The 16,328-nt window shown below is 60.1% G+C and carries 11 protein-coding genes; 6 read left to right on the forward strand and 5 right to left on the reverse strand.

What is annotated here, in order from left to right; genetic code table 11:
* A complete protein-coding gene (locus tag ACYG9R_RS20115; RefSeq protein ID WP_023696389.1) occupies positions 1 to 939 on the forward strand; it encodes a transglutaminase-like cysteine peptidase in 939 nt (312 codons plus the stop codon).
* An 85-nt stretch (positions 940 to 1,024) separates the two neighbouring features.
* Here the strand turns inward: ACYG9R_RS20115 and ACYG9R_RS20120 are convergent, their stop codons facing one another.
* From ACYG9R_RS20120 to ACYG9R_RS20135, 4 genes are read right to left on the reverse strand one after another with little or no spacing between them, the layout of a single operon-like run.
* Positions 1,025 to 1,666, reverse strand: a complete 642-nt coding sequence (locus ACYG9R_RS20120; RefSeq protein WP_023681069.1) for a ribbon-helix-helix domain-containing protein — start codon at positions 1,664 to 1,666, stop codon at positions 1,025 to 1,027.
* Positions 1,656 to 2,945 carry an HlyD family type I secretion periplasmic adaptor subunit gene (locus tag ACYG9R_RS20125; RefSeq protein WP_023824760.1) on the reverse strand — a complete coding sequence of 430 codons (1,290 nt, stop codon included), beginning with the start codon at positions 2,943 to 2,945 and terminating at the stop codon, positions 1,656 to 1,658. The genes ACYG9R_RS20120 and ACYG9R_RS20125 overlap by 11 nt, the downstream gene beginning before the upstream one ends.
* A gap of 43 nt (positions 2,946 to 2,988) precedes the next feature.
* Positions 2,989 to 5,121, reverse strand: a complete 2,133-nt coding sequence (locus ACYG9R_RS20130) for a type I secretion system permease/ATPase (protein ID WP_023824761.1) — start codon at positions 5,119 to 5,121, stop codon at positions 2,989 to 2,991.
* A 37-nt stretch (positions 5,122 to 5,158) separates the two neighbouring features.
* A complete protein-coding gene (locus ACYG9R_RS20135; protein WP_023824762.1) occupies positions 5,159 to 6,607 on the reverse strand; it encodes a TolC family protein in 1,449 nt (482 codons plus the stop codon).
* A 1,445-nt stretch (positions 6,608 to 8,052) separates the two neighbouring features.
* Here ACYG9R_RS20135 and ACYG9R_RS20140 point away from each other — a divergent pair.
* The 5 genes from ACYG9R_RS20140 to ACYG9R_RS20160 all read left to right on the forward strand — a co-directional run bounded on the left by ACYG9R_RS20140 (position 8,053) and on the right by ACYG9R_RS20160 (position 15,095).
* Positions 8,053 to 8,769: a pentapeptide repeat-containing protein gene (locus ACYG9R_RS20140; RefSeq protein ID WP_023687777.1), complete on the forward strand. Its 717-nt coding sequence runs from the start codon at positions 8,053 to 8,055 to the stop codon at positions 8,767 to 8,769.
* A gap of 504 nt (positions 8,770 to 9,273) precedes the next feature.
* Complete coding sequence (locus ACYG9R_RS20145) at positions 9,274 to 10,461, forward strand: magnesium transporter (protein WP_023736095.1); 1,188 nt, start codon at positions 9,274 to 9,276, stop codon at positions 10,459 to 10,461.
* 534 nt (positions 10,462 to 10,995) lie between these two features.
* Positions 10,996 to 12,213 (forward strand): tetratricopeptide repeat protein, encoded by a 1,218-nt coding sequence (locus ACYG9R_RS20150; RefSeq protein WP_196813617.1) that lies wholly within the window; start codon positions 10,996 to 10,998, stop codon positions 12,211 to 12,213.
* An 11-nt stretch (positions 12,214 to 12,224) separates the two neighbouring features.
* On the forward strand, positions 12,225 to 13,034 hold the full coding sequence (locus ACYG9R_RS20155) for a FecR family protein (protein WP_023824764.1): 810 nt from the start codon (positions 12,225 to 12,227) through the stop codon (positions 13,032 to 13,034).
* Between the two features lie 90 nt (positions 13,035 to 13,124).
* The gene (locus tag ACYG9R_RS20160) at positions 13,125 to 15,095 is read left to right on the forward strand and encodes a CHASE2 domain-containing protein (protein WP_196813618.1); all 1,971 of its coding nucleotides are present in this window, start codon (positions 13,125 to 13,127) and stop codon (positions 15,093 to 15,095) included.
* A gap of 85 nt (positions 15,096 to 15,180) precedes the next feature.
* Here the strand turns inward: ACYG9R_RS20160 and ACYG9R_RS20165 are convergent, their stop codons facing one another.
* The gene (locus ACYG9R_RS20165; protein ID WP_023824765.1) at positions 15,181 to 16,155 is read right to left on the reverse strand and encodes a L,D-transpeptidase family protein; all 975 of its coding nucleotides are present in this window, start codon (positions 16,153 to 16,155) and stop codon (positions 15,181 to 15,183) included.
* Positions 16,156 to 16,328 lie beyond the last annotated feature (173 nt).

Below are 16,328 nucleotides of genomic sequence, written 5' to 3' on the forward strand. Positions count from 1 at the left end.
ATGAAAAAAGAAAAATCTGCCCTGGGAATAACCGGGCTCAGGCTCCTCCTGCTGGCAATGGCGATCGCAAGCCTGCCGCAGCCATCATCCGCGAAAGCAATTGCCGTGAATGCCGGCGCTGCCGCTGGAGTTCTGGCGGCGGTCGAAACCCCGTCCAGTCTCGGCGGCGTTTCGCTGGCTCGGCCGCAGCCATGGCAGCCGGTTTCAGCCTACCGGATCGGCATGATTTTCAGCAGCTCTGTTGCCGTTGATGAAAAGCGTGGTTCTTCGATCGCGCCGCCCGCCGCCGGGATCGACCTGATCCAGACGGCGGCGATCATTCCCGGCGTGTTCGGTTCTGTTGCCCTGTCGATGCGCAATTTCCCGGTTTCGGCGCGCTGGGCGCCGGTCTACAAGGCAATTGTCGACTGTACCGCGAGCAGCGCGTGCGAACGCAAGAACAGCGCCTTTGCCGAGATCGTCAAGGCAGCCGGGAACAAGCGCTTCATCGACAAGTTGTCCTTCGTCAACTCAAGTATAAATCGCGCCATCGCCTACAAGAAGGACAGCGTGGTTTACGGCAAGCTCGACTACTGGGCCAAGCCCCGGGAAATCCTTGAGCGGCGGGCAGGGGACTGCGAGGATTTCGCCATCCTCAAGATGGCCGCGCTGCTGCATGCAGGCATCCCGGCGCAGAGCATGTCGCTGGTCGTCTTGCAGGATCGCAAGCGCGGTTTCTTTCATGCCGTGCTGTCGGTCAGCACCGGCAGCGGCGTCTTCATTCTCGACAGTTTGAGCAATGTAGTTTCCCGCGACACAGACCTGCCGACCTACGTGCCGCTGTATTCGTTCAGCACCGATCGCGCGTGGATCCATGGCGCGAAGACCGGTTCTGCTCAAATAGCCGATATCAAGGGCGGCCTTTCGACGGTCGCGCCTGGTGAAGGTGTGCAGCCGTAAGCTCCCATCAGAGAGTCTTGAGCGCTCTATCTCTTGTTTGACGCAATTTTCCACGGAAACCGCTCGCACTTTTCCCGGAATTGCTCTAGCCGCCGAAGACGAACGCCATCAGCAGTTCCGGCTCGACCACCGGCGCCCGCACCGCGCTCAGTTGACCGCGGTAGCGGCGGTCGCCGGCGCCTATGACGAAACCGGTCGCGACCGGCGTCTCGCCATTGGCGTCGAGCCTAGCGAATATGTCGGCGACATTGAGGTCCAGCGCCAGCTTGAGATCCTGGCGCGCGTCCTCGTTCGGCGCCACCGGCAATTGCCGCCGCACCAGTTGCTGGAACGGCGCATTGAAGGTCAGGATCTTCTTCGACGATGCCAGGGCAAAGGCCGGCGAGGGACAGGCGACGAGAATGGCGCTGATGGTTTTGATCGACGCGAGCCTCTGCAAGGTGAGGTTTTGGTCGGCCAATCCACGCATGCAGGCTACGCGAATTGCCGATGTCAGGTTTCCGGCGTTGGCGTGGCTCTCTGCAATTTCCTCGATCAGTGTGCCGATCGTGCATTTGCGGCTTTCCGCCATCTGCTTCAGCGATGTCCAGAACGCCCGTTCCAGACGAATGCCGCGGCGCATGCCGCCACGCGCCACAACCCGGAACTCCAGTCCGAAATCCTCTGCCGCCAGCGGTGGCAGCAGCCGGTCGCGATCGGCAGGAAGGGAGACCGCGCTATCGCTCACTCATTGCCTCCTCTCGCGCCTTGTTGATCGGCTTCATAAGGTAGGTGAGAATCGTTTTGCGTCCGGTCTTGATGTCGACCGAACAGATCATGCCGGGGATGATCGAATAGGTCTTGCCGTCGCGTGTCAGGGTCGATTTGTCGGTGGCGACACGGACCTGATAATAGGGTTCGCCGGTCTTCTGGTCGACCAGGCTGTCGGCAGTGATGTTCGAGACCTTGCCTTCGATGCCGCCGAAGATCGAGAAGTCATAGGCGGTCACCTTGATCAGGGCATCCTGGCCCGGCCGGATGAAGGCGACGTCCCGCGGTGAGACCCGGGCTTCGACCAGCAGGGTCTCGGACGTCGGCACGATACCCGCGACGACCGCGCCGGGCTGGACGAAGGCGCCGACCGTGTTGATGTCAAGCGTGTTGACGATACCATCGACAGGCGAACGGATATCGGTACGCGCCACCTTGTCGGTGGCACCGCGTATCGTCTCGTCCAGCACCGAGAGATCGGCCAGCGCCTGCGTCAGATCGCTGAGCGCTTCCTGTTGCAGCTGGAGGCCAAGTTCGTCGACCTGAAGCTTGGCTTCCGTGATGGCAGACCTGGCTTTCTTGATGGTCTCTCCGGCAAGCGTCAGCTGACCATTGAGCTCGGTCTGCTCGCGCTCGACGCGGAGCTGCTCGGTTCGCGCCATCAGGCCCTTCTTGACCATCGCTTCGACCAGCTTCGCCTCCTGGTCGCTGACGGCCAGGTTCTTGGTGAGGCGATCGGCATTGGCGTTGGCTTCGTCGAGTTCCTTCTCACGCTGATCGAGGCGCGACTTGAGAACCGACAGTTTGACTTCGAAGTTGTCGCGCCGCGCGATTAGCAGCTTCTGCTCGTTGTCGCAGATTTCCGGCGCCACCTTCTGGATCTCGGGCGGGCAGGGAAACGCGCCCTCTAGACTTCCGGTCTGTTCGAATTTGAGCCGTGCAATGCGCGTCTGCAATGCCCGCGCCTTGGCCTGCTGCTCGCCAAGGCTGGAAGTGTTGAAGGTGTTGTCGAGACGAATGATGAGGTCATTCTTCTTGACGACCTGACCGATCGTCACGGCGATTTCCTGAACCACGCCCGGCTCGCTGGCCTGGATGATCTGGGTCTTCGACGCCGGTATGATCTTGCCGTCGCCGCGTGCGATTTCATCGACCTCGGCGAAGGATGCCCAGGCTACCGAACTCGCAAAAAGCGCTCCGATAATGAATATCGAAGCCGACGCAAAAAGCGGCGGACGGTCTTCCCTGGCTAGCATTTACCACGTCCCAACGTGCTGTGTTCACGCATAATTCTGTTCGTCAGGCGCTTGTTTTCTGCAGCGCTTGTATCACCTGGTCTTTCGGTCCATCGGCAACGATCTTGCCCTGCTCGATGACGATCAGGCGGTCGGCCAGCTCGAGCATGCTGAAGCGGTGCGTCGATACGATCAGGGTCGTGTTGCGATCGAAAGCCACTTTGAGCTGCTTGATCAGCTGGCGCTCGGAAGCCAGATCCATCGAGCCGGACGGCTCGTCCAGGAACACGATTTTCGGTTTGGTCAGCAACAGGCGGGCAATTGCCATTGTCTGCCTCTGACCGCCCGAGAGATTGGTGCCGCGCTCGCCGACATTCATGTCGTAGCCTCGCGGATGGCGGGAGACGAAGTCGTCGACGCCGGCAGCCTTGGCCGCCTCGACGATCTGCTCATCGGTCGCCTCCGGGCACGCCATCAGGAGATTTTCCTTGATGGTGCCGGAAAACAGATCGTTGGCTTGCGCGACGATCCCGACCGCGGCGCGAACCTCCGATGGGTGGTATTGGCGGATGTCGATCCCGTCCAGCAGCAGCTCGCCGGAGGTCGGCAGGAAAAGCCTGCCGATCAGCCTCCCCATGGTCGTCTTTCCCGAGCCTATGCGGCCGATGATGCCAATCCGCTCACCGGGCTTCACCGAGAAATTCAGGCCGGTCAGCACTTCGTTTTCGGAACCCGGGTAGACAAAGCCGACATTCCTGAATGCCATTGCACCGTTGCGAATGGGGCGGTTGACGAAACCAACCGTGTCCGGCCGATCCTCAGGCTGCGCCATGATCGAATTCACCATTCGCAGGGACAGCATCGCCTGGCGAAGTCTGGACAAGGTGATCGCAATCTGCCCAAGCGGGGCCACCGCCCGGCCCGCCAGCATGACGGTGCCGATGATGGCGCCGGTCGAGACATGCCCTTCCGAAAAGGCATAGGCGCCGGCCACGATCAAAGCGACGGTGACCATCTGCTGGATGGCTTGCGTTATGTTGCCGGCGGCAGCCGAAAGCTGTTTGATCTTCTCGGACGTGTTGGATGCGTTCTTGGAATGCTCCGCCCATTTTCGCAGAAGGTACGCCTCTGCCCGCAGCGATTTGATCGTTTCCAGCGTGGAGATGGATTCCACCAGCAGGGCCTGGCGCTGCGAAGCCTCGTTCATGGAAGCGGCAACGCGTTTGCCGATGCGCCGTTGCGTGATCAGCCCGACGATCACCGAGGCGACAAAGGCAATGGCCGGTATGACGACCAGCCAACCGCCTATCGCATAGATGACAAGAAGAAAGACGAAGACGAAGGCTGTGTCGATGAAGACGCTGATGGTGTTCGACGTGAAAAACTCGCGCACGAACTCGTACTGGGTCACCCGATTTGCATATTCGCCGGTTGAGCCGGGCCTTGCCGACAAGGACGAGTTCAGCACCTTCTCGAAAAGCATATAGGAGATGCGAAGATCGGCCTTGCGCCCGGCATAGTCGATCAGTGACGCTCTGGCGGTCTTCAAGAGTAGGTCGAACAGAATGACCGCGCCGATCCCGATCGACAGCACCCAGAGCGTCGATATCGCCTTGTTCGGCAAGATCCTGTCGTAGACGTTCATGGTGAAGATCGGTGAGGCAAGAGCCAGCAGATTGATGAATACCGCCGACAGGATGACCTTCGAATAGGTGCGCCAGAACGGCCCCATCGTGCCGGTCAGCCAATGTCGCCGCTCGATCTTGGCCGCCGAACCGACGCTCATCGCCTCTACTGCGTTGGCATAGGTTATCGAGAACGAAACGCCGCCACTAATATAACTTCCGGAAAACTCGGATTTGCTGATTATCGTGCGGCCGTCTTCCTGGGGAGCGGTCGTAAATCCACCGTCCTCGGTCTGGGCAAGCAGCGCTACAGGCAACTGGCTGACGCGAAACAGAATGGCGGGAAGGTCGATGCGTCCGCGAAGAAAGTCGCGATGGCTGAATTCCGTGATTTCAAGACCGATGCGTTCGGCAAGATGCCGGATGGCGTCGATATCGATGCGGGTGTCTGACAGCGGCACGCCGGCAAACAGCACGGTCTCGGAACTCGGCCTGCCGAGGTACCCGGCAACAGCGGAGAAGCAGGCCTTGAACGCCTCTTTTGGGGAGAGGATTTTGGGTTGTGGGTTCACGATCGGCCCGCAGGACTATCGTTCGTCCTTGACCTTCCTACTTCTTTCTTACCGGTGCGAGGATGTCGAAAGGCAGATCGTTCGTCTGCTCCGACGGCGTGCGCGCATAGGTTTCGGTGTCGGCCGTTTCAGGCGCATTGAACTCGGCCTTGGCATAGGCGGTGGCCTGTTTTGCCGGCTGAAGATTCATGGTCTTCAGCAACTGCCCGGTTGCCGCCAGCAGCCGGTACTGCGCGAAAAGCGACGCGTAGGATGCGGTGTCGGCAAGCGTAGCTGTGTTGAACCGCGTGTTCTGCGCGTCGAGCACGTCGAGCAGCGAGCGCTGTCCGACCTTGAACTGCTCGCGATAGGACGCCACCAGCCTTTCGTTGGCGGCAGCCTGAAGCTTCAATGTCTTTGCCAGATCGGCCTGCCGGAAGCGGCGATCCCATGACGTACGGACGGCTTCCTCGATCTCGCGCAGAACCTGGTGCAGCACAAGGCGCTGCTCGCTGGTGCGGCGGACCTGCTCTTGCTCGTTGGCTTTGTCGATGCCGCCGCGATAGAGGTTCCAGCGCAGCACCAGCCGCGCCTGCAGGTCGCTAGCGTCGCCATTGTCGCCGTCGATGTCATAGCCGCCGCGGGCGCGGCCTTCGGCGATGACGGAGGGCCCGAATTTCGCCCGCGCCGCATCCACCAGGGAGGCGGCGGCGTCGATATCGCTGTTGGCCATGTGGACGCGCGGATTGTTCTGTCGCGCCAGCCCTAGCGCGTCGTCGAGCGACCTTGGCAGCGCGCTCGAGACATCGCCTGGCCTTGACGCGTTGGTCAGCGGCTTACCGACCGTCTTGAAGAACCGTATCTTGGAAGCCTCCAGTTCTTCGGTCGCCTCCTGCATACGTGCCTTGGCAGCGAACAGCCGCTCCTCGGCCTGCTGGCGATCAGCCTCGTTCAACGCGCCGCCTGCAATACCTTGCCGGATGTCGCCGAGGATTGCCTGGTGAAAGCCCAGATTCTTCTTCGCTTCCGAAACGATCGAAGCCTGCAGCATGTATTCGAGATAGTCCTGGACGACAGACAGTCCAATGAATTCAGACCGTTCCAGCACCCGGAACGATGCGCCGTCGACCCGCGACGCCTGACGGTTCAGTTCCGCCCGCCTTGCGCCGCTGTCATAAAGCGTCTGCGTGACAACGACATCGGCTTCCGACGGATAGAGCGCGTCATCCTCTATGGACAGCGAACGCCGGGAGGAATTGTCGAGACGACGAACCCCCGCCGACGCCTCGACATCGACGCTGGGAAGATAAAGTCCCTTCGCTTGGCGTAGCTCGAATTCGATTGCTTCGCGGTTTTCGATCGCTTGGCCAATTTCGGGGTTGGACTCCACCGCAACCGCCATCGCCTCCTGGAGAGTGAGCGCGCGAGCATTCCCACAACTCAATATGGCGACCGTCGTCAGCAGGCCGAGGCGCTTGCCTATCGCCGACATAGATGTCGTATTCATTTCACCCCACCCCAACGTTCCCCTGCGCCATTATTGCCAGGCGTTACAACTCAACCGTGATTGTTCACAAATTTGCAAAATATGGGAGCACTTATTGATTTAGTGACCGCTAAAACGCTAAATTCAAGCAAAATTCTATAGAATGTCGCAAAAATGGCACATAAAATACCCACTGCGGTTTTTGAGTAACAGCCGTCCGAGTTTGAACAGGCAAGCGAAACCGCTCCGGGAAGGAGGACCGCAAGGCCACCTTACGACCTATTTGCTCCTGATAGCTTGACTATTTCTGGGTGTATTTTTTCAGCGAGGTGACCGACAACATCTTGGTTGGCGGCTACAATCGGCAGGATAATCTTAGCCCGCTTGCCAGAGCCTGGAACCGACACCCCGGTCTTTCTTCGACCTGAAGCGTGGGCATAAATCCCTGAGCCGGCGAATAAAGGCCGACAACTGCTTCACTGGCCAGCGTGCCAGCATAGGGCTCATATGACGGCCGATCAACGACTCGGTCAACCGAAGAGGTGACGGTACTTTTTGAGGCGGTTCTGTAGGCCATCGAATGCCGCAAGGTCCAAAAATCGCTCCATTGAACCCGATAGCTGGTGAAACCTCAAAATAGTTCTTGCGGCGATTTTCCGTTAAAATCAAAAGCGCAATTTTTTTGACGGTTAGTGTCCGCCTTTTCGCAGCTCAGAAAAAAATCTGACTGGAATTGAGTCATACGCTGTTTAAACAATGCGGAACGAAGTGGTCGGTTGCGCCACCACTTTGCGGGACGACATACGAGAGTTGCAGGACGAGCGCGGTCAAACATCGAGGGCCGCCGGCTCGTTAGATACCACTACTCGTTCCTCCGCGCCATTCCAACAGGCTGAACTTCGAGGCAAGTGAGCCGGTCCTGGTCCGGCGCCTCGACTCGTAAATCCATTCCACCGATCACAACTGCCTGCAAGCTGCCGCTTGTTTGTTACTTCCCAAGTCTCATCGGCCATATCGAGGCGCTAGACCGTCAGCTGGTCGCGCGCTGTTGCCACAGCTGCCGATCTGCAACCGTCCCCATTTCCGCCGTTCTGGACCCTGTCTCCCAACGTTTGCAAAACGAGGTCAGCTATGGTCGGCAGTTTGGGGTCGCGGGAGCATACGGGATGATACGGGACCTTTCAGATTTTGGCCCACCAAAATCCAGCAAAATCAACAATTTCCGTTCGCCCTCCGGGCCCACCAATAACTCACGGCTTACGCCGAACTCTTTGTTTTGTGATCGCATCCGCGAAAAAGCACTCTACCGTCAAAGCTTTTCCCCACCTCTCGATAATTTCGCAAGCTGCCGCTGGCTATCGGCGGATCGTTGATGCGCAACTGTGACGGCGGTCGTTACCGTGGCTCGAGTGTCAGCAGATGTGGTAAGGCTGATTGTCGACGAGTAGCAGAGGGGTCCAGCAACAATGACTTTGAGACGAACCAGAGCTTACGGCGGATCCGGCTTGGTTCTGGCGGTTTGCACTGTATTGGCTTGGCAAAACGCCACCGCCGCTCAAGATTGCTACGCAGCCGCGACGCCTGGCGTCAATTGGCAGGAGTGTGACAAAAAGCTTCTCATCCTGGAAGGACAGGACCTGAGCGGGGCAAACCTGTTCGGTGTTGATTTCACTTCGACCGACCTCAGGAACAGCAATCTCCTTGCGGCAAATTTTGAGAAGGCAACGCTTGTGCGCGCTTCCCTGGCCGGCTCGACCGCCAAAGGCGCCCGGTTCGACAAAATCGAGGCGTACAGGACCGACTTCAGCCAGATGGACGCGCAGGGCGCTGTGTTTACGGGCGCGGAAGTGCAGCGCTCGAATTTCCAGAACGCCAATCTGGTCAATGTTGATTTCACAAAGGCGGAATTGGGGCGTGCACAGTTCCATGACGCCGATATCAGCGGCAGCCACTTTTCGTTTGCCAATCTCGCGCGGGCGGATTTCCGAGGAGCGAAGTTCACCGCACCGATAGACTTTGACGGCGCTTTTTTCTTTCTGACCCGTATCGAGGGCCTCGATCTATCCAATTCGGCGGGTCTGTCCCAGTGGCAGCTCAACATGGCTTGTGGAGACGCCCGGACCGAGTTGCCTTCTGGCATGACGAGGCCAGAAGATTGGCCCTGTCAATTCCAGCAGGAATAGCCCGCCCGTCCGCTTCCCGCCCAAAGGCTGCCGGGCGGCAAAGCGCCTCAATTCAGTCCTCGGCCGCGGGTCAAAGCACGACACTGCGGGACATTTCCGGCAATCTCATTTACCGGCGAACGACAACGACCAAATGGAGGACGGATGCCCAAGGTCAAAGGTGATACCGCTCTGGACAAGGAGCGCGCCAAAACAGAGAAGCTCCTCAAAAAGGTTGGATACACAGCCTTGAAGGAGGCCGGTGTGGTATCCAAGCGACCCGACCTCCCAAATCTAAAGATTGAAAAGCGAGGGAAGTAGCGCGGACACTCCCATGCTGACCTGACCGAAGGCACGCCCAAAATGTAGACGTCTGCTTTGCCTTCTCAAGCTAGGAGTGTGCAGGCGGCGCTTGCGACAACCACAAAGCGGACTGCTGGGGCCGGAAGAAGCTGTCGTATTTCCGCCCCGGTGCGATCCGATACTTCACAACTTTTTCACTTTCCAATTGGGGGGCCATAGCAAATGAACGAAGAGACCGGCGTTCAGAAGTTGGTGCGCACGCTGCGTGCTCGAGCACCTGATGACGCAGCTGAATTGCTCGCTAGAGAGTCTCCCGAGTTCATCCGCGACACACTAAAGCTGTTGCCGGACGGGCACGCCCGTAAGGTGGCCGAGCATTTGCCACTGCATATGCGGCCCATCAGCTCTCATGACGGTGAGATGGGTTTCGCGATCCCCGAGTCGCTCGTCGACGTGATGGACCCGATCCCCGCCAGCGTTCCTGTCGGGACGACGGTTGCTGCCGCGGTGGAAGCTGTCAGAGGCGCCCAGGTGCCGACCGAGCTCACTTATCTCTACGTCACGGACGAGGGCAATAGACTGGTTGGCCTAGCGGTCCTGCGCGATCTGATGCTGAGCGAACCCGACGCGATTGTCGATCACATCATGCTGCCCAGGCCGTTCGCTCTTGATGTCGGTCTCTCTTTGAGTAACGCATGCAAGGCGGCGGTACGGCGTCACTATCCTGTCTATCCGGTGGTGGATGCGGAGAACCGGCTGCTCGGGCAGGTTCGCGGCTGGCGATTGTTCGAGCAGCAAATCATCGAGATTTCCGCCCAGTCTGGCCAGATGGTAGGCCTCCAGAAGGAGGAGCGCTCTTTTACGCCGCTGTTTTCAGCCTTCCTGAAGCGTCATCCGTGGCTGCAGTTGAATCTCCTGACGGCCTTCATGGCCGCATTCGTGGTCAGTTCGTTCACAGGCACGATCGAGAAGATCGTCGCTCTGGCGGCGTTTCTCCCGGTCTTGGCCGGGCAGAGCGGAAACACCGGCTGCCAGGCACTGGCTATGACGCTGCGTGGCCTTGCCCTGGGGGATGTGGACAAACGACCGAAGCTGCACTTGGTGATGAGAGAGGGCGCGCTCGCGGCCGCCAACGGCGTGCTCGTCGGCGTTGTTGCGGCTGCGGCGATGTGGTTCTATGCCTCGAGGCAACCGGCGTCGGCGGCGCAGGCGCCGATGCTGGCACTTGTGATCCTGCTTGCCATGTCCGGATCGTGCCTCATGTCCGGCATCTCCGGCGTGCTGATCCCGTTGGGCCTGCGCCGGGTAGGCGCCGATCCGGCGGTCGCCTCGGCGATCTTCCTCACCACCGTGACCGATATTGTAGGCATGGGCCTGATGCTGGGGCTGGCCACCATGCTCGTGCTGTAGCAAGCTGCGTGCGGTGACGCGTCCCTGGGCGTTGAGGCAATGAGCTGACCTCGCGTTAAACGAAATTGCAAGACCCGGGCCGAATCGCACACGCGTCGTGAGAAGCACCTTCCGGCAGCTCTCCGGCCCCTTGCGAAACGCGACGGAAGGCCTTTGGAGAAGCCGTGGGTGACCTTGAAGCCTGGTGACCAGATACGGAGAATCGCCCACCCAATATTAATCTTGTCGGCTGTGCGATCCACTACTGATGAGATTTGAGTTTGTTAAGCCTTGGGCCAAATACTTCAATCACGTGCAGCAATGTCGAGAAGAGTTTTTGACAATCAGCGCAGCCGAAATAGGAATAAACCCGATATCTTGTTGCGCAGCTGCAACAGCTGCTGAGGACTCGCATAAGTCCGGCGACCGTTCAGTCGCCTTTTTCTTGCAGTCGTGCTAAGTCTCTCGCACTAGTCGGGTTTGGGGTGGGTTCTCGGCATGCAATCTTCGTTTCGAACGATCTTCGGCGTCGCCGCAGCGCTGCTTTGTGCCGGCGTGTTGCCGGCCGGCGCACAAGGTCTTTTTGGGGCCTATGACGATGCGTTTGCGGCCCGCATCGCCAGTCCGGCCGACAATGGAACGCTCGCCCAATTCGTCACGGTTGCGGTCAACGCTGGGCAATACGATCAGGCGATCTCCTCGATCGAGCAGTATCTGATCCAGTACCCCCGCGATGCGCGCGCCCGGCTTGCGGCCAGCCGGTTGTATTACCATGTCGGGTCCTATGAATTGGCCCGGCGGCAGGTGCAGTACGGCATCGAAGTCGGGGGTCTGACCGCAAGTGAGCAACAGGAAGCTGTTCGCCTGCTCGCCCGCATCGAGCGCGCGTTGCGTGGCGTCACCTGGGAACTCGCCCTGACCGGCGGCGTATTCAGCGCATTCACCGATTTTGAGCCAGGCGGGGCGCAGGACGACGACAGCTTCGTCTCGCCTTACGGGCAGGCGGAAGGTTTTGTGCGGTGGGACCTCGGCACGCCAAGTGCCGACGCGCTCGTTCTTTCGGGGTCGTTGACCGCGACTGAGCGTCTTTTCACGGAAGACCTGTCGGTTCCGGGTGGCGAGAAGACTTTTATCCACGGCAACGCAGCGATAACCTGGGACAAGGGGCTGCCCAACAGCGGGATCGATTCGCTGCGCCTGCTGCTTTCCGCGTTCACCGTTACGGATCGTTTCGACAGCGACATTTACGAAACTGGTATCGGCCTCAGTGGACGTTTCGTCGTTCGCCCGACGGTCGAGACGACGCTCTTCGCCGGTGGCGGCTACATCGATCTAAGCGCCTCGCAAGGCATTTTCGCGGATAGCAGGGTCTTCTATGAGGCAGGCGGCAGCTACCGCTTCCGCAATGGCCAGGCGCTCGGCTTGCGCTTTGTCGGCTCGAATGAATTCGCTTCCGGATCGGGCGAAATCAGCCGCAGCTATACGGGCGAGGTCCGCTATGGCGGCCTGTTGATGAACGTACCGGATCTTTTCGCATGGTCGCACCAGATCGCCTTATCGGCCGGCCACAGCGACACTCCCGATCTGTCCGTCGGCATCGGCACAAATATCAAGAGCGACTTCTGGCGCATTGCCTCGGAAAGCGATTTTCAGCTGACGGAAGCGCAGAAGATCAGCGTCGATCTCGCCTACCGCAAAACCAACTTCGCCCTCGCCAACCGCGACCGAAAATCGTTCGAAATGCTCATGAGCTATACGTTGACGCTCAATTGAAAGAGGCCGCGATGAGGTATCATCAGATCGTCATTTTTATCGCCTGCCTCGCCTTCGCGGCACCATCCGCTGCTGAGACGGTCGGGTCGATGACGGCCTATCAGACCATCATCGTCCGCAATAACGGCGGGACGATGAACGTTGGCGCGGGCGTCGAACTCGGCGACCAGTTGCGCAGCAATCCCACCGGTCTCGGAATGCTGGTGTTCCGGGATGAATCGAGCGCCAAAATTGGTCCAAACACCAGCCTGACGATCGATGAGTTCGTCTACAATCCGGGCTCCGGGTCGGGAAAGATCGACATCGGGATGAACAGCGGCCTGGCACGTTTTTATGGCGGCCAGGTTTCGAAAGGGGGCGTCATGCAGGTTGCGACGCCGCACATGGTGCTCGGAGCGAGAGGCGGCATCATCGAAGTGCTGGTGGCAGCCGGCCAGACCGTCGGCATATTGCGCGCCGGCCGCATGACCTGCACGATCAATGGCAAACGGCTGGTCATCACGAACCCGGGCTACGCCTGCACGTCGGACGATGGCAAGCTTCTGGCCGGCTACGGCGGCATCGACGCCTTCCCGATCTTGGACAGTATCGACCGGATAGCGGGAACCGGCCTGCCGGGCGCACCGGGTCCTGGGTTGGAAGTAAGCGCAATTTGTGCGTCGGCTCTAGGCTCCTCGCTCAAAGTCTGCGGGTCCAGGGACGGCGCACTGCCAGGAGTGGTCATGGAATTCCCTGACAGCCCAACGCCACCTGCGGGCAGCGGGGGGCGGCGGGGCGAGTGTGAGGGTGAGGGTTGCTGCTACTACTACAACTGCGATTAGGCCTGGCTGCACGAGATGAGCCACTCGGTCGGTAGGCGCTGGGCTGATTGGCGGCAAGCCGGCAGACGCAAAATATCCGGCCTTGTGGTCGTGCTCCTGCTGCTCGCTTGCCATTTGGCTTTTGACGGGCCGTTGTCGCGCCTGCGTGAGCGGACGTACGACTTCTATCAGTTTCTCGCCCCACGTCAGGCGACGAGCAATCCTGTCGTGATCGTCTCGATAGACGACGCCAGCCTCAAGGCACATGGGCGATGGCCCTGGAACCGTGGCCTCTTGGCCGATCTGGTCGATGGCATCACGCAATCCGGTGCGGCGGTGGTCGGGCTTGCGCTGGTACTCCCCGAGGCTGACACCTCGCCTGAGGGCATCGCCGGAGACAAGCGCCTGGCAGCGGCGCTGTCCAAAAGTCGAACGGCGCTTGCCGTCAGCCTGGGCAATGAAGCGACGGTATCAGAAGCAGAACCCAAAGCCGGCTGGTCGATCGTCGGGCAAGTGCCCGATACACTTCCCGGCTTCACCGGTCTTACCGGCTCGCTTGCCGAATTCTCGAACGCCGCCGCAGGCCTCGGCGTGATTCGCACCTTGCCCGATCCCGACGGCGTACTGCGCCATGTGCCGCTGCTCTGGCTTCGCAATACCCCTCAACGCGCGCAGCTGTGGCCGTCTTTCGCACTCGAGCTCCTGCGCCTTTACGCTGGACAGGACGGTTACACAGCCCGGATGAATGCAGCCGGGTTCGACGCACTCAGGATGGCAGGCGCCATTGTGCCGCTCGAGCCGGAGGGGAGCATCCGCCTCTGGGAAACCGCCACGGACACGCCTCGCCTGTCTGCCAGCACTATCCTTTCGGGCCATGGCGATCCGCGGCTGCGGGACGCCATCGCCATTGTCGACCTGTCGGCTGTGGGCCTGACGCAGTACCTGCCCACGCCGACGAGTCCAGCGCGACCAGGAGCGGAGATCCACGCCGATGCGATCGGCCAGATGCTTGCCGGGCGCTTCCTGGCAGAGCCAGCGCACGCGCGTATGCTCGAGCGGCTCTGGTTTCTCCTCAGTGCCGTCGTTTTCATCGGGCTTTCTGGAGTGCTCGCCGGGCGTGTCGTGCTTGGCGCCATCTCCCTGGCGCTGCTGGCCGTCACGCCGTTCGTGTTCGGCGCTCTCGAGTACAGCCTGCAGGGTGCACTCTATGACCCGCTGCAGCCGGCGCTTGCAACCATCATGGTTGCGGGCTTCGAAGGCTATGTCCTCTACAGGCGCAGCGAGCAGCGCCGGTCCACCCTGACGCGACAGTTCTCCCAATATCTGTCGCCCTCCGTGGTGCAGCGCCTCGCAAGCTCGGACACCGAGGCAATCCTGTCCGGCGAGAAGCGCGAGATCACAATTTTGATCAGCGACATACGTGGCTTCACGACCATGAGCGAACAGCTCGACACCCAAGAGATCGCCAAGGTGGTCAACCATTTCCTCGGCATTGCGACCGATGAGATCCTCAAGCGCGACGGCACCATCGACAAGTTCATGGGCGATGCGGTGCTGGCCTTCTGGAACGCACCGCTAGATCAACCCGATCATCGTGAGCGTGCGCTCGACGCGGGCCTGGCCCTTATCGAGCGGGTGAGGCGCGAAGACGCCGCCTTCACCGCGGATGGCCATCGCTCCATCGAAATCGGCGTCGCCATCGAGACCGGCATCTGCTCGGTAGGCAATTTCGGCTCCGAACGGCGCTTCGATTACACCGCGATCGGCTCCCCCGTGAACCGCGCGGCACGGCTCGAATCGACGACCAAGAAGCTGGGCATCCCCCTGGTGCTTGGACCCGGCTTTGCGGCAGGAGCATCGATGCCGGTCGTCCAGGCGGGCGCCTTTGAGCTCCAGGGTTTCAAGGGCGAGGTCCCGGTTTTCACCGTTCCGGAGATGCAAGCTGCTCAACAAGGTATGAGCCGCGAAGTAGAGAGCCAACGTGGTGAGCAATCTGGCGCCCCCGCCATGGTGGTTGGTTCGCCGCCATCCGTGCAAATGGCGCCGCTTGATGTTGCACCCCGAACCCGAAGCACGCGCTGATCGGCCAACGGGTCGCAGGATGCGATTGTCACGGGCACCGACGGACATCTTGTTTCGGCGACATCGAGGGATGCGACGGCTTGCGTCACTCGTCCTTGAAAGTCACCTTCATATGTTTGTGCACCATTGAGGCGAGGTCCTCGGCATCCCAGTTCGTTAGCCTGATGCAGCCGTGAGAGAAGGTCTTCCCGATCTTGCCGGGTTCGGGCGTGCCGTGAATGCCGTAGCTTTCGATGGAGAGGTCGATCCAGATTGATCCCACGGGATTGTTAGGGCCGGCAGCAATGGTGAAGGGCCGCTTGGTTTTGACTCCCTTGAATGCAAAATCGGGATCGTAGTGATAGGTCGGGTTGTGCACCACCCTTTGGATCTCTGCCTGCCCACTTGGTGCCGGCTTCTCGTCGCTCCCGATCGACGCAGGGTAGACGGCAAGCGCTTTATTGGAGGGGTCGAGCACGCGCACCTGATGAGCGCCTTTGTCGACTTCGACGCCGGCAATGGTGGCGGGAGGTTCACCCCGGCCAACATCTGGTACCAGCAGCGTGGTTCCAGCTTTCCTGAATCCGGTGCCTGGGTTTAGCCTCCTGAGCAATGGTTCGCTCACATGGAAGCGCTCCGCCAGCTTCTCGATCGAGTCGTGATAGCCAAGCCTTCTCAGGCGAGCCATCCTCTCCATGCGCCCCGGAATGCGTTTGGTGAAGGGGCCGCGTACATCTTTGCGGGTCAGTTCATAGGTGATCAGAGCTGGGCTGGTGGAGGTTGCCATCAGCTTGTCCCAAGTCGCCTGGGTGAGCTTGCCATCTGGGGCCAGTCCGTTCGACGCCTGGAAGGCCTTGACCGCCTTGGCGAAGTTCTCTCCAAGGCGGCCGTCGATGAGCCCCGGTGAGAAGCGCGCACGATCCAAAAAAATTTGCGCCTTCAGCACGGCAGGATCGAGCCCTTTCGGATCGCCGGCGGAGAATTGCGCCTGATTTACAGCGGCTAGATCCAGCTTGGCCGCCTCCGTCCCGCCGCATGCGAAGGCGAATGCAATGGCGAGGAGGAGAAGGAGCCTGATCATCGATGTCACTCCTTGCGTTAAATCGCACCTGATCTGCTTCTATGACGCGCTGTGGCAGATCTGGTTCCATTCGCCGGTAGGAGGATCATAGGCAACCAGCCTTACGCCCGCCGACCGGTCCGAGACGTTCGATGCCCATGCCTTGCCCCTCACGAGAGGCGTTGCTGGCCGCG

Source organism: Mesorhizobium sp. RSR565B, assembly GCF_054719465.1.